14 protein-coding genes are annotated in these 12,582 nt (G+C 61.5%); 9 read left to right on the top strand and 5 right to left on the bottom strand.

The window, feature by feature from the left end; all coding sequences use genetic code 11:
* The first annotated feature begins 3 nt into the window (after positions 1-3).
* Positions 4-1,536: a RagB/SusD family nutrient uptake outer membrane protein gene (locus ACFSDX_RS08940; protein WP_382312993.1), complete on the top strand. Its 1,533-nt coding sequence runs from the start codon at positions 4-6 to the stop codon at positions 1,534-1,536.
* Positions 1,537-1,637: 101 nt separating this feature from the next.
* Here ACFSDX_RS08940 and ACFSDX_RS08935 read toward each other — a convergent pair whose 3' ends face one another.
* Together ACFSDX_RS08935 and ACFSDX_RS08930 are read right to left on the bottom strand one after the other, a co-directional pair.
* Positions 1,638-2,321 (bottom strand): response regulator transcription factor, encoded by a 684-nt coding sequence (locus tag ACFSDX_RS08935; RefSeq protein WP_382312991.1) that lies wholly within the window; start codon positions 2,319-2,321, stop codon positions 1,638-1,640.
* A gap of 98 nt (positions 2,322-2,419) precedes the next feature.
* A complete protein-coding gene (locus ACFSDX_RS08930) occupies positions 2,420-2,761 on the bottom strand; it encodes a tetratricopeptide repeat protein (protein WP_382312989.1) in 342 nt (113 codons plus the stop codon).
* A 162-nt stretch (positions 2,762-2,923) separates the two neighbouring features.
* On the opposite strand from ACFSDX_RS08930, the gene ACFSDX_RS08925 reads away from it, so the two are divergent.
* From ACFSDX_RS08925 to ACFSDX_RS08895, 7 genes are all read left to right on the top strand, one after another.
* A complete protein-coding gene (locus tag ACFSDX_RS08925; RefSeq protein ID WP_382312988.1) occupies positions 2,924-3,664 on the top strand; it encodes an electron transfer flavoprotein subunit beta/FixA family protein in 741 nt (246 codons plus the stop codon).
* A 115-nt stretch (positions 3,665-3,779) separates the two neighbouring features.
* Entirely contained in the window at positions 3,780-4,757 is a 978-nt protein-coding gene (locus ACFSDX_RS08920) for an electron transfer flavoprotein subunit alpha/FixB family protein (RefSeq protein ID WP_382312987.1), read from the top strand.
* A 241-nt stretch (positions 4,758-4,998) separates the two neighbouring features.
* Complete coding sequence (locus ACFSDX_RS08915; protein WP_382312986.1) at positions 4,999-5,631, top strand: bifunctional nuclease family protein; 633 nt, start codon at positions 4,999-5,001, stop codon at positions 5,629-5,631.
* A gap of 129 nt (positions 5,632-5,760) precedes the next feature.
* Entirely contained in the window at positions 5,761-6,999 is a 1,239-nt protein-coding gene (locus ACFSDX_RS08910; RefSeq protein WP_382312985.1) for a pyridoxal phosphate-dependent aminotransferase, read from the top strand.
* A gap of 15 nt (positions 7,000-7,014) precedes the next feature.
* Positions 7,015-7,677: a cytochrome b/b6 domain-containing protein gene (locus ACFSDX_RS08905; RefSeq protein ID WP_382312984.1), complete on the top strand. Its 663-nt coding sequence runs from the start codon at positions 7,015-7,017 to the stop codon at positions 7,675-7,677.
* Between the two features lie 97 nt (positions 7,678-7,774).
* Positions 7,775-8,317, top strand: a complete 543-nt coding sequence (locus ACFSDX_RS08900; protein WP_382312983.1) for an RNA polymerase sigma factor — start codon at positions 7,775-7,777, stop codon at positions 8,315-8,317.
* An 83-nt stretch (positions 8,318-8,400) separates the two neighbouring features.
* Entirely contained in the window at positions 8,401-8,910 is a 510-nt protein-coding gene (locus ACFSDX_RS08895) for a hypothetical protein (protein WP_382312982.1), read from the top strand.
* Positions 8,911-8,948: 38 nt separating this feature from the next.
* Here ACFSDX_RS08895 and ACFSDX_RS08890 read toward each other — a convergent pair whose 3' ends face one another.
* Positions 8,949-9,362: a hypothetical protein gene (locus ACFSDX_RS08890; protein WP_382312980.1), complete on the bottom strand. Its 414-nt coding sequence runs from the start codon at positions 9,360-9,362 to the stop codon at positions 8,949-8,951.
* Positions 9,363-9,876: 514 nt separating this feature from the next.
* On the opposite strand from ACFSDX_RS08890, the gene ACFSDX_RS08885 reads away from it, so the two are divergent.
* Positions 9,877-10,236, top strand: coding sequence for an Imm51 family immunity protein (locus ACFSDX_RS08885; RefSeq protein ID WP_382312979.1), 360 nt, complete (start codon positions 9,877-9,879; stop codon positions 10,234-10,236).
* 28 nt (positions 10,237-10,264) lie between these two features.
* Here ACFSDX_RS08885 and ACFSDX_RS08880 read toward each other — a convergent pair whose 3' ends face one another.
* Positions 10,265-11,173, bottom strand: a complete 909-nt coding sequence (locus ACFSDX_RS08880) for a glycosyltransferase (protein ID WP_382313777.1) — start codon at positions 11,171-11,173, stop codon at positions 10,265-10,267.
* Between the two features lie 116 nt (positions 11,174-11,289).
* A complete protein-coding gene (locus ACFSDX_RS08875; protein WP_382312977.1) occupies positions 11,290-12,567 on the bottom strand; it encodes an MATE family efflux transporter in 1,278 nt (425 codons plus the stop codon).
* Between the last annotated feature and the right edge of the window lie 15 nt (positions 12,568-12,582).

Genomic DNA, 12,582 nt, shown 5'->3' with positions numbered 1-12,582 from the left:
TCCATGAAATTAGCTTTAAAAAAGACGGCCGCCGTTGCGTGCACCCTTTTCCTGGGCCTAGGTACCTTTTCCTGCAACAACGACCTACTGGAACCCGCTTCTCAGATTACGCTTTCCGACCAGGTAGTATTCAGCAACCCCGCCCGCATCGGTTTGCAGGTGCAGGGCCTCTACAGCTACGTGAAGGCCGGCAACCTGCTGGGCGGCCGCGCTCAAGTGTACGGAGACATTCGCGCCAACGATTTTCTCAACCGCACCAACAATGCCGTAACGGGCCTAACGGTGTGGAACCACACGGAGACGGAGTCCTCGCAGAATGACGTTATCAATATGTGGGGGGCGGGCTACGCCGCCATCAACCAGATAAATGTGTTCTTGGCGGGCCTGGATGCCAACGCAGCCTCATTTGTAGCACCCACGTTTCCAAGCACCTTCGCCGCTACCTCTATCAACTATCAGGGCGAGGCCCGGCTGTTGCGCGCGCTGTGCTACTATACTTTGCTTCAGTTCTACGCCCGGCCCTATACCGATGGTGGGGGCAGCCGCCCCGGCTTGCCCCTGCGGCTGACTAGCGATACGGGACAAGGCAGCAACGACTTGGCCCGCGGCACGGTAGACGATGTGTATAAGCAGATTATCGCTGACCTGAACTTTGCCGAAACAAGCCTGCCCTTGACCTATGGCAACTCCTTCGACAATGTGACGCGGGCGCACCGCAACACGGCCATTGCCCTGAAGACGCGAGTGTACCTGACCATGGGCCAATACGATAACGTTATTCGGGAGGCGGAGAAAATTATTCCAGCCACTGCTACCGCTGCGCCGTTCACAGCCACCAGTGGCGTGGCCAACGCCCTTAATGCCTCCATTACCACCGTTTTTGCCACTCCCCAGGAAACGACCGAGAGTATTCTGTCATTCCCTTTCACGGCGCAAAACACCCCAGGCGGCCAAAACTCGCTAGCCTCCTACTACCTGCCGTCGCAGCTTCTTACCACGGCCCCCATCTATAATGGTAATGGCGCCGAATACGTACTAAACACTGCTGCGGGCAGCATCTACGCCAATACTGGCTGGGCTGCTACCGATACCCGCCGCACTAGCTTTGTGGCTCAGGTAGGTACCAACTACTTTCTCACGAAGTACCTTACCGGCCCAGTCTTTATTGATAAGGCGCCCGTTATTCGCTACTCGGAAGTATTACTCAACCTGGCCGAGGCCCGGGTACGCTCGACCAACACTATCAACGCGCAGGCGCTGGCCTTGCTCAACGCGGTGCGTGGGCGCTCCAATGCAGCGGGCGTGTACACTGCCGCCGGGCTAGGCTCGGTGAGCGCCATGACGGACGCACTGCTGCTTGAGCGACGTATCGAGTTTCTAGGGGAAGGCCTGCGTAATACTGACTTGCTGCGGCTCGGGGCTACTATTCCAGCCAAGGGCTCTGCACCAGCTATCGTACCCACCGACGTGCGCTACATATGGCCTATTCCGTCCTCCGAATTGTCTACCAACACACTCATGACGCGCAACCTCTAATGCGCAGTTAATACATGTTGATTTCTCTTAAAAAGGCTTCCTTATAATAAGGAAGCCTTTTTAATGATGTAGCGGCTTTTACCCATCACCTGTAATCTACCCTACTCCTCGCGCAGCACATAGCCCATGCCTACTACGGTCTGAATAAGCTTTTTATCATAGCCTTTATCCACCTTATTGCGCAGGTAATTCACGTACACGTCAATCACGTTGGAGCCCGCATCAAAGGCCTCCTCCCAGGTGTGCTCGGCTATTTCGCCGCGGCTGAGCACCCGGCCCTGGTGGCGCAGCAGCAACTCGAGCAGATTGAACTCGCGGGCGGTGAGCTTGATGGGCTGGCCGGCGCGCACCACCGTTTTGGCGGCCGTGTCCACCACCAGGTCGGCCAGGCGCAGCTGGCTGCCTTTGGTCTCGGTGTGGCCGCGGCGGCGCGTGAGGGCGCGCACCCGCGCCAACAGTTCGGCAAAGTCGAAGGGCTTGACCAGGTAGTCGTCGGCGCCACCATCGAAGCCCAGTAACTTATCCTGGGTAGTACCTAGGGCCGTGAGCATGAGAATGGGCAGGTCCTGGTTTTGGGCGCGCACGGCCTTCAGCACGTCCAGGCCGCTTTGGCCGGGCAAGATGACGTCGAGTATCAGCAGGTCAATATTTTCGCTAAGGGCTAAGCGCTGGCCAAAGGTGCCGTCGTAGGCCACCAGCACGTCGTAGCCCTCCTCCTCCAGCCCGCGCCGAATGAACGCTGATACTTTGGGCTCGTCTTCAACCAGCAATATTTTAGTAGGCATGTTAATCTCCTGTTACTAGTAGCGCATGGCCCGGCCGCCGCGCAGAGCCCTAGGGTGCTTCACCCAGGCCCGCTGGCTCCAAGGCACGCGGCCGGGGCTTAGTCATCCTCATAATCCATGCCCAGGCAGCTATTCAGCGCCTGTTGCAGCTCGCTGGCGGCGTGCAGCTGGCCAGCCTTGCGGCTTACTACCAAGCCTTTGCGGTACACTTGCTCGGCCTCGTCCTTTTTGCCGAAGCCTTCGAGTAGCTTGCCGGCGTGGTAGTAGGTGCCCACGTAGTCGGGGTGCTCGGTCAGGAGCTTCTGGTAATACTCCCAGGCGAGCTTGGGGTCGTCGGCGCGGTACTCGGTGGCCAGGGCGTAGATGGTGAACGGGTCGGTGGGGTCTTCCTCGTAAAAGGCGAGCAATTGCTGCAAGCGGCTGGGGGCAGATGGGCTCATAAACGGGACTTAGGGGCGGAGTTCGGACTATATTTGAGGCGAAATTGCGACCGCCGCGCCGCATTCTGGTTTATAACAGGCGCCGCCAACCTTTTTAGGGCTGGCGAATGTTATGCAAGCCGAGTACTTTTGCATTAATCTTCTCACTCTACCTTCGCTTAGATGAAGTTTCTGGTTTGTATTTCCAACGTGCCTGACACGACCACCAAAATTGCCTTCACGCCTGATAACAAGGAGTTTAATAAGGCTGGGGTGCAGTTCGTGATTAATCCCTGGGACGAATACGCCCTCACCCGCGCCATCGAGCTGAAAGAAGCCAACGCCGGCAGCACCGTTACGGTGCTCAACGTGGGCGAGGCCGACACCGAGCCCAACATCCGCAAGGCGCTGGCCATTGGCGCCGACGATGCCATCCGGGTCAACGCGGCCCCCACCGATGCCTTTTTCGTGGCCCAGCAGATTGCGGCCGTCGCCAAGGACGGCGCCTACGACGTAATTCTGATGGGCAAGGAAAGCATTGATTACAACGGCTTTCAGGTGCACGGCATGGTGGGCGAGCTGCTCGGCATCCCCACCGTGGCCCCGGCCATGAAGCTGGATATGAGCGGCAGCACCGCCACCCTAGAGCGCGAAATTGAGGGCGGTAAGGAAATCGTGCAGGTTGCGGCGCCCTTTGTAGCCTCGTGCCAGCAGCCCATGTGCGAGCCCCGCATTCCCAACATGCGCGGCATCATGACGGCCCGCACCAAGCCCCTGAAAGTAGTGCCCGCTACCGGCGATGCCCCCCGCACGCAGGTAGCCGAGTTTGCCCTGCCTCCCAAGAAGCAAGGCGTCAAGCTCATTGATGCCGCCAACGCTGGCGAGCTGATTAAGCTGCTCCGCAACGAAGCCAAAGTAATCTAAATCAATTAGCAATGAACAATGAGTAATGAGTAATGAGCAATTGCCCGTTCGACGTTGGCATTGCGACTCTTTCTTCATTGATAATTGTTAATTGCTCATTGTTAATTGAAATAGTATGTCTGTTTTAGTAGTAGTTGAATGTGATAAGGGCGAGGTTAAAAAATCGTCGCTCGAAGTAGCTACCTACGGCGCGCAGGTAGCCGCCCAGCTGGGCACCACCGCCACGGCCATCGCCGTGGGCGAAGCCACGGAAGCCAGCCTCGCTAAGCTCGGCGAGCAGGGCATCACGAAGGTGCTCTACGACAACGAGCCCCGGCTGAAGGACTTCGTGAACAATGCCTACACCAAGCTCATCGCCACGGCGGCGCAGCAGGAAGACGCCAAAGTAATCGTACTGGCCAACAGCAACATTGGAGCGGCCGTGGGCTCGCGCCTGTCGGTGCGGCTGCAAGCCGCGCTGGCTACCAACGTGGTGGAGCTGCCCAAAACTGACGGCGGCCAGTTCACGGTGAAGCGCGGCGCCTTCTCGGGCAAGGCGTTTTCGGACGTGGTGCTGAGCGGCGACCGCAAGGTGATTGCCGTGAAGAAAAACTCGATTGAGGCGCAGCACGAAGCCGGCAAAACCGCCGAAGTTTCGGCCTTCTCGGCCCAGCTCGGCGATGCCGACTTTGCCGATGCGCCTCAGCAAGTGGTGATGCAGGACCAGGCCGGGGGCATTTTGCTGCCCGAGGCCTCGCTGGTCGTGAGCGGTGGCCGGGGCATGAAAGGCCCCGAAAACTGGAACCTCATCGAGGACCTGGCCAAGGCCCTAGGCGCTGCCACGGCCTGCTCCAAGCCCGTGAGCGACGTGGACTGGCGCCCCCACCACGAGCACGTGGGCCAGACCGGCATCACGGTATCGCCCAACCTGTACATTGCCTGCGGTATTTCGGGCGCCATCCAGCACCTGGCGGGCGTTAATTCGTCGAAGGTCATTGTCGTTATCAATAAAGACCCCGAGGCGCCCTTCTTCAAAGCCGCCGACTACGGCATCGTGGGCGACGTATTTGACGTATTGCCCAAACTGACGGCGGCCGTAAAGGAGCTGAGCTAACGTTGCCTGCCCCACTACGAGCGTCATGCGGAGCTTACTGCAGCACTTAGGCAGGTGGCGTTGGAATTCTACTTCAACGCCACCTGCTCAGGTGCTGCAGTAAGCTCCGCATGACGCTTGCTTATTTTTGCTTTTCCGACACTCTAGGCGAATTTCTCCGTTCTATTACGGCCTTCATCGCTTTCTTTGTCGTACAGAACCTTAGTACCAGTTTCCCGGACCTGAACGTCCCCGCGACCCCTTGAAAAAAATTCCGCTCGAAATCCTGGGCTTATCCTCCTCGCAGTCGCAGTCCGGCTCCTTCGCCCTCATTTTGGGTGAGAAGCACGGCAACCGCCGCCTGCCGATTATTATCGGCATGTTTGAGGCCCAGAGCATTGCCATTCAAATTGAGAAGATTAGCCCCAACAGGCCCCTCACCCACGACCTGTTCAAGGCCTTCGCCGAGCACGTGCACGTGGTTATCATCGAAGTAGTTATCTCGGACCTGAAAGAGGGCGTCTTCTACTCGCGCATCGTGTGCTCCGACGGGGCCACCACGTTTGAAATCGACGCCCGCCCCTCCGACGCCATTGCCATTGGCCTGCGCTTCGGCGTGCCGATTTTCACGGTCGAAAGCGTTCTGAGTGAGGCCGGTATCATTCTTTCTGACCTCGACGAGGCTGGCGAAGAGGATGAGGACGACCAGGACCGCGATGATGAGGACGACGAGGACGACAGCCCCGCGCCTACCCCCCGCCCCACCGAGCCCAAAGAGCCGAGCGGCCAAGTGCCGGTAGAGGAGCTCAGCAAGATGCTGTCGCAAGCGCTGGAAAAAGAAGACTACGAAAAAGCGGCGAAAATCCGCGATGAATTGAACAAGCGCAACGGCTAGCCCTAGGGTTAAAAAGCGTAACTCGCAATATGTGAAGCTGCCGGCGCGTCAATTTTGGGCCGGTAGCTTCACATTTTTGTATTTTTACGTTTTCCTGATTTTTATCCGTTACCCATTACCGCCCAACTTATGTCATTAGCTATCTCGGAGCGTGGGCAGGCCATGCCTGCTTCGCCCTTCCGCAAGCTGGCCCCTTTTGCCGAGGCTGCCAAGCAGCAAGGCAAAAAAGTATACCACCTCAATATTGGTCAGCCCGACATTGCCACGCCGCCCAGCCTGTTTGAAGCCGTGCGCAAGGCCGACATCCGGGTGCTGGCCTATAGCCACGGCGCGGGCACCGATAGCTACCGCCAGAAGCTAGCCGCTTACTACCACCGCGCGGGCATCGAGGTCAGCACCGAAGAAATACTCGTGACTACGGCGGGCAGCGAAGCCATCTTGTTTGCCCTGCTCACCTGCCTCAACCCCGGCGATGAGGTTGTGATACCCGAACCCTTCTACGGCACGTACTCGGCCTTTGCCATTGCGGCCGGCGTGCACATCGTGACCGTGACGGCCACCATCGAGGATGGCTTTGCCTTGCCACCGCTGGCTGCTTTTGAGCACGTTATCACGCCGCGCACCAAGGCTATTCTGCTTTGCAACCCCAGCAACCCCACGGGCCACGTGTACACCCGCCGCGAGCTGGAAGACCTCCTAGGTCTGTGCCAGCGCCACGGGCTGTATCTGCTCTCAGACGAGGCCTACCGCGAGTACTGCTACGACGGGGCTAGCTCCATTAGCGCCCTCAATCTGCCCGGCGGCGAAGCGCACGCAGTGGTGATGGATACCATCTCGAAGCGCTACAGCGCCTGCGGGGCTCGCGTGGGCTCGCTCGTCACGCGCAATAAGGCAGTGTACCAGGCCGCGTTTCACTTCGCCCAGATGCGCATCAGTCCACCCGGCCTAGGTATGCTGCTGGGCGAGGCCGCCGTAGACCTGCCCGAAAGCTACTTTGACGAAAACCGCGCCGAGTACCAGGCCCGGCGCGACCTCACGGTGGCGCGCTTGCAGGCTATGCCCGGCGTGCAGTGCCCGGTACCGGGCGGCGCCTTTTACGTGATGGCCCACCTGCCCGTAGACGATGCCGAGCGCTTTGGCGAGTGGCTGCTCACCGATTTTACCTACGAAAATCAAACCCTGATGCTGTCGCCGGCCAATGGGTTTTACCATACCCCGGACCTGGGCCGCCAACAAGTGCGTCTTGCTTACGTACTGAATCTTACCGACCTAGCAGCCGCGCTTACCTGCCTCGCTCACGCCCTGCTGGCCTACCCCGGCCGCACGGTGGCGGCCGAAGTAGCCGAGCCCGCCGCGCAGCTAGCCTAACTGCCTCGTTCCCGTATGCTCCCAACTACCACTCCCGCCGCTGCGCCGCTTTCGACCCACGATTATTCGGCGCCGCTGCGGGTGTGGCACTGGGGCAATGCGCTGCTGGTAGCCGGGCAGCTGATTACGATTCTATTCATCAAAGTTATCGTTAAGCCCAAAGCGCTGGTACCTGAGTTTCAGGCGGCGGCGCAGCGGGCGGGTGGCACGCTAACCAAAGCGCAGGGCATGGGCATTGCCCGCCTGATGAGTGAGCGCCTCTGGGACTGGCACATCGCCATCGGGCTGGCGCTGGCCGCTTTCTGGGTCTACTGGCTGGTCCTGCAGCTAACTGCGCCGCCCGAGCGCCGCTTTACGGCGCGGCTAGCGGCGGCGGCCCGCCACTACCGGCTGGTGCCGCCCGCCGGGCACGCCGACGCCCGCCACGAGCTGCTGATTAAGCTTTCTTACGCCGCTTTCTACTTGTTTATCAGCGTAATGGTGGTTACGGGCCTGGCCCTTACCTGGGCTGATGATGTGGCTTGGCTGCACCGCATCGAGCATTCGGTGAAGGAAGTGCACAACGTGACCATGTACTTGCTCATTGCCTTTGTGGTGGGGCACGTAGTGGGCGTAGTATGGGCCGAGCTTACCAAAGACCACGGCCTGATATCGCGGATGGTAAGCGGCAAGAGCTAGAAAGGTTCCGAAACCTATTTTATTTATTCTTGCTAATATCTAAATCCAGCCCCCCCTAGGTAAGCGTAGGTCCTGCCTTACCACTTGGGACCTGCTGATGAAGCTATTGGAGCAAGATGCTGAAGAAGAACTTGTTCGCCGCTTATACGCCCGGGACGAGGCAGCGATGGGCCTCTTCTATAAGAATTATGGGAAAGCTTTGTATTATACCATCTGGCGTATTGTGCGCCAAGATGAGCTAGCCGAAGACATTTTGCAGGAAAGCATGGTCAAGTTTTGGCTGGCCTTTCCTAGGTATGATGCTGGCCGGGGCCGGCTTTTTACCTGGGCCCTGAACATTGCGCGTAACCTAGCCATCGACCACCTGCGCGACCAGCGCTACCGCGATGCGCAGCGCACGTACTCGCTCACTGAGGAAACCGCGCCCAACCGGCCCGCGCCGGCCACCTTCCGGCCCGAGCACATCGGGGTGCGTGACTGGCTGCTGCTGCTGGGCCCAAGCGACCGGCAACTGCTTGATTTGCTGTATCTGCAAGGCTACACCCAAGTAGAAGCTGCCGAAGAGCTGCACCTACCCCTAGGTACCGTTAAGTCGCGCGCGGGGCGTATTATCCGCACCTTGGCCCGGGTGATGAACTAAGCAGGCCACGGTAGGCACCTGGCTGCGGTTCAACATTGCGAGCGGGTAGGCCGTAGGTGCAGCACGTCCTACTACCCCTTGCTATGCGTATTTCTTTATTGGCAGGCCTGCTGCTAGGTGCCGCCACGGCCACCGCCCAACCCGACTCGCCTCTCACGCACCTACTGGCCGAGCGCCGGGTGCTTACCCAGCGCTATGCCGAAGCTAACGCGCAGCGCCACAGCCTATTTGGCCTTACTGACAAGCCTAGCAAGAAAGACTTGCAGGAAGTGGTAGATGCGCTGCAAGGCATTGTGAACAAGGACGAGGAGATAGTGGCCATACTCAACCAGACGGCCCAGCAGGCCCAAACTACGGCCAACACCCTGCAAAACACCGGCCGCGACGACCGCAACCTGACCGCGCAGCGCATCAGCGAGTTTCAAAACGACCTGCTCAATGCCCAACAGCGCGAGAAGCAAGCCGCCGAGCGCCAACGCACCCTGGCCGCCGACCTGGCCGACGCGCAAAGCGGCCAGCACGGGCGCGATGCCCTCATTCTGGGGCTGGCGGCGGCCTGCGTGGGCTTGTTCTTCTGGCGCCGGCGGGGCTAGGCCAACGGCTAAACCGCGCCTCACCCCGCCCGCGCGGTCTAGGTGGTGGCCACTTGCCGGCTGGCCAGCCAGGCATTGGCCGCGCCCTCGTCCAGAAAGCGAGCAAACTGCACCGCGCTGCCAGCTGCCTCGTGGGCGCTGGCCGGCAGGTTGCTTAGGTAGTCGGGCAACACCAAAAAGCACACGCTCAGGGGCGTGCCAAGCTCCTGCTGCACCCTAGGCAAGAACTGCGTGGTTACCCACTCGGGGCCATTGAAGCTGCGGTTGGTGCGGCGGCGCGAGTCGATGAGCCAGTGGCCGCAGCGGTGGTGCCGGGCAGCCTGGCGCAGGGCTTCGTAGCCCTGGTGCAGCTCGGGCTCCGTGACCGAGCGCAGCCAGCGGCCCGTGAGCTGGCCGAGGTCGGGGCGGTAGGCGACTTGCAAAAAGTCGGTGGAAAACTGGTCGGGAAGCATGGGCGGGATGGACCGGTCGTGGCACTAAAGCTACGCAAAGGTTGGGACCTGCAAAACCGCCCGGCTGGTTTTCAGCCCCCGTCTGCCGGGGCACGGCCCCGGCTTCCGGCGTCAATCCGTGGGCAGCCAATGGGTTATCCCGACCAGCGCGCAGTCCGGCCTGGGGCAAGCATTTTGCGCCCCGGTTTTTAAGTGGTATCTTATTGACGAATACGCGGGCCAGGCAAGTGCGGGGAGGCGACCCCAGCAGTTTTCACAAGAAATCGATGGGCTTATTCCGACTTCCGGCGGCGGCCTTATTTCCTTTATTTTCACTTAGGTAGTACTTTCGTCTCAGCAGTTATAGTCGGGCTTATTTTTAGTTGGCTGTTTGTGTGTCATTTCTGCTCTTCTTATCTGCCTACCTAGGTGCAGCCAGTGCCAAGCCTCGCATGGTGCTTGCCGCACGCGCCAACGGCCGGCTAGCCTAGCGCTGGCACCCTAAACTGGCTATTTGCTCTACACACCTTTCACTATGGCTTCTACGTTTCCCTTTAAAGTTGCAGCCGCCAAGGCCGGCGCCGACCCGGCCCACCAGTTTGTTATTTTCGCCGAAACGGACGCCCTGGACGACTACCTCAACGTGTTTGAGGACTATGGCTACGGCGGCGACGGCTCCTCCTGGCGCGAGCACATCGAGACTATTATCGAGGAGTATCAGCCCGGCTTGCTCGACCAGCTGGAGTTTGACGAGCAAGAGGATGTCTTTCTGGTTTATGTCGATGACCTCAACGCCGTGCGGCAGTTCATGCACTGGGTACTCCCCTATTTTGGCGATTTAGGCAAGTTGAAGAAATACCTCAGCCAAGCCGACCCCAGCGATTTTTTTGAGTAGCCGGCCGCTGGGTCGGGGGTTTCGCCGCTTACCGGCCGCGCCGGCGGGCCAGCAGGCCCAGCGCAAAATCGAGCGGGTGGCGGCGGCCGGCAAGGTGCAGCAAATCGGCCAAGTCGCGGGCGGCCGACCACTGGCGGTGGCGCAGAGCTTGCAGCAGCTCCCAGCGCAGGCGCACGCCTAGGGCGGCGCGCTCGGCGGGCGTGCGCACGAGGGCCACGGCCTTGCGGCACACCGCAATGTTGGAGAGCAGGTAGGGGTCGTGGGGCTGGTAGGCGCGCGTGGACATGGAGCGTGGGTGCAGGCGGCGCTGGGTCGTGACCGCATCCTGGTAGTGAAACTGCCAGTCGGGGCTGGCTCGCACCCACAGGTCGAAGTCCTCAAAGGTTAGCGCTTCGTCGTAGCCGCCGAGGCGCACTAGCACCTCGCGGCGCACCAGCATGGTGGGCGAGCAAATGAAATAGCGCCCCAGCACGTCGGCCAGCACCCAGCCGCTGGCCGGCCGGGGCAGCAGCCCCCCGCGCCCATCGGGGCGGTGGTGCCGGCGCAGCACCGCGCCCTGCTCATCAATGAGCTCGGCATTGGAGTACACGATGCCGTACCCAGGACCTAGGCGCTCGAATAGGGCCACCTGCTGGCTGATGCGGGGCGGCAGCAGCACGTCGTCGGTGGCAAAATCGAGCACGTAGGCGCCCTTGCTTTGGAAAAACGCCTGGTTGAAAGCCCGGCAATTGCGCAGGTTGTGGGGCAGCAGCAGCAGGTGCCAGCTGGGGTGGGCTCGGGCATATTCGCGCAATATGGCAGGGCTGTCGTCCTGGCTGGCATCATCGACCAGCCACACCTCTAGGTGCGGGTAGTCCTGGGCCAGGATGGAATCGAGGGCCTGCCGCAAAAACGACGCATGATTGTAGCACAGGGCGATGATGGTAACGAGCGGCACTTTTTTCAATGAGCAATTGGCAATTAACAATGAGCAGGAGGTAGTGTGCAAGCGTTCGGAATGACGCCTGAAAGCGGTAGTCATTGCACGCACGTGGCGCAAGTTTTACGCTTTTCTTATTGCCGACCCTTGAGCAGCTGCACGGCCCCACACGCCACCAGCAGCACGCCGTAGCGCGCGGCGTGCGCCCACACCACGCCGCCCAGGCCCAGGCGCGGCAGCAGCACCGCCAGCAACCCGGTATAGAGTGCGGCCGAAGCCGCCTGCACCGCCAGGTAGGGCAGCGGCCGGGCGCGGGCCAGCAGCTGGTACAAGAACACCCAGACCAGAAACTTGGCCCAATCGCCGAGCAGCTGTGGGGCCAGCAGCTCGCGGGCGGCCAGCAGGCGCGGGGCAAATAGCAGGGGCAGCAGCCAGTCGCGCAGCACAAAAACCAGCCCTAGGCCCGCGCCCAGCCCGCCGGCCAGCAGCGCCAGCACGCCCCGCAGGTAGTGCCGGGCCTGGGCCGGCACGGCCGCCAGCGCCGCCAGCCGGGGGTAAAAAACAGTACCCAGCACCGCCCCCACCACCAGCGAGTAGTGGTCGGAGAGCCGGGCCACGGCCTGCCACAAATCGGTACTGGCCGGCGAGTAATGCCCCATGAGGTAGGCCCGCACCGCGTAGTCGACCGCGCGCCCAAACAGCAGCGGCCCGCTGGCCATCAGCACGAAGCGCAGCAGGCCGCGCAGGGCCGGGCGGCTGGGCCGCGCCCAGCGCAGCCCCCGCAGCAAGCCGGCCCGCTGCGCCTGTCTCAGAGTGAGCACCAGCACCAGCGCCTGGCCGCCTAGGTAGCAGCCCAGCACCAGCGGCAGGGGCTGGTGCAGCAGCAGGGCGCCAGCGGCCGCCCCGGTGCCGCCCAGGCTAAGGGCCACGGCTTGGGCCACATAGGCGCGCCAGCGGCCCGCCGCCAGCAGGGCCGTGCTCAGCAGCGCCTGGCTGGCCACGGCGGCCATGCCCAGCGTGAAAGCCGCCACTGCCCCTAGGTTCCTTTCGCGCCCGCCCGCTAACCCTAGCACTAGCCCGCCCAGGCCCACCGCCCCCAGCGTGAGCGCCCCGGCCGCCCCCAGCCAGGCCCGGTAGCGCCCGGCGCCGGGCCGTAGCGGCGCTAGGCGGGTGGTGGCGCCTATCTGGATGCCGTCGGCGGGCAGGGCGCCGAATAGGCCCATCAGGTTTTGGAACTGCGCCAGCTGGGTGAGGCCCCCGGCCCCGCCGTACATGGCCAGCAGCTTGTTGAGCACCAGCGCCCCCACGGCCCGGGCCAGCACCGCCACGCCCGTGCCCAGCGAGCCCCGCACAAAGCTCCGCCAGATGCCTCCGGCGGGCAAAGTAAGCCTGGTGAGGAGCGACCGCATCATCAGCATTCCGGGGTG

Source organism: Hymenobacter bucti (assembly GCF_042681145.1).
Taxonomy (GTDB): Bacteria; Bacteroidota; Bacteroidia; order Cytophagales; family Hymenobacteraceae; genus Hymenobacter; species Hymenobacter bucti.
This window is presented reverse-complemented; position numbering and strand designations above follow the sequence as displayed.

Coding starts and splice junctions, on each gene's coding strand:
- ACFSDX_RS08940 (WP_382312993.1), top strand. CDS start 4: ATGAAATTAGCTTTAAAAAAGACGGCCGCCGTTGCGTGCACCCTTTTC.
- ACFSDX_RS08935 (WP_382312991.1), bottom strand. CDS start 2,321: ATGCCTACTAAAATATTGCTGGTTGAAGACGAGCCCAAAGTATCAGCG.
- ACFSDX_RS08930 (WP_382312989.1), bottom strand. CDS start 2,761: ATGAGCCCATCTGCCCCCAGCCGCTTGCAGCAATTGCTCGCCTTTTAC.
- ACFSDX_RS08925 (WP_382312988.1), top strand. CDS start 2,924: ATGAAGTTTCTGGTTTGTATTTCCAACGTGCCTGACACGACCACCAAA.
- ACFSDX_RS08920 (WP_382312987.1), top strand. CDS start 3,780: ATGTCTGTTTTAGTAGTAGTTGAATGTGATAAGGGCGAGGTTAAAAAA.
- ACFSDX_RS08910 (WP_382312985.1), top strand. CDS start 5,761: ATGTCATTAGCTATCTCGGAGCGTGGGCAGGCCATGCCTGCTTCGCCC.
- ACFSDX_RS08905 (WP_382312984.1), top strand. CDS start 7,015: ATGCTCCCAACTACCACTCCCGCCGCTGCGCCGCTTTCGACCCACGAT.
- ACFSDX_RS08900 (WP_382312983.1), top strand. CDS start 7,775: ATGAAGCTATTGGAGCAAGATGCTGAAGAAGAACTTGTTCGCCGCTTA.
- ACFSDX_RS08895 (WP_382312982.1), top strand. CDS start 8,401: ATGCGTATTTCTTTATTGGCAGGCCTGCTGCTAGGTGCCGCCACGGCC.
- ACFSDX_RS08890 (WP_382312980.1), bottom strand. CDS start 9,362: ATGCTTCCCGACCAGTTTTCCACCGACTTTTTGCAAGTCGCCTACCGC.
- ACFSDX_RS08885 (WP_382312979.1), top strand. CDS start 9,877: ATGGCTTCTACGTTTCCCTTTAAAGTTGCAGCCGCCAAGGCCGGCGCC.
- ACFSDX_RS08875 (WP_382312977.1), bottom strand. CDS start 12,567: ATGATGCGGTCGCTCCTCACCAGGCTTACTTTGCCCGCCGGAGGCATC.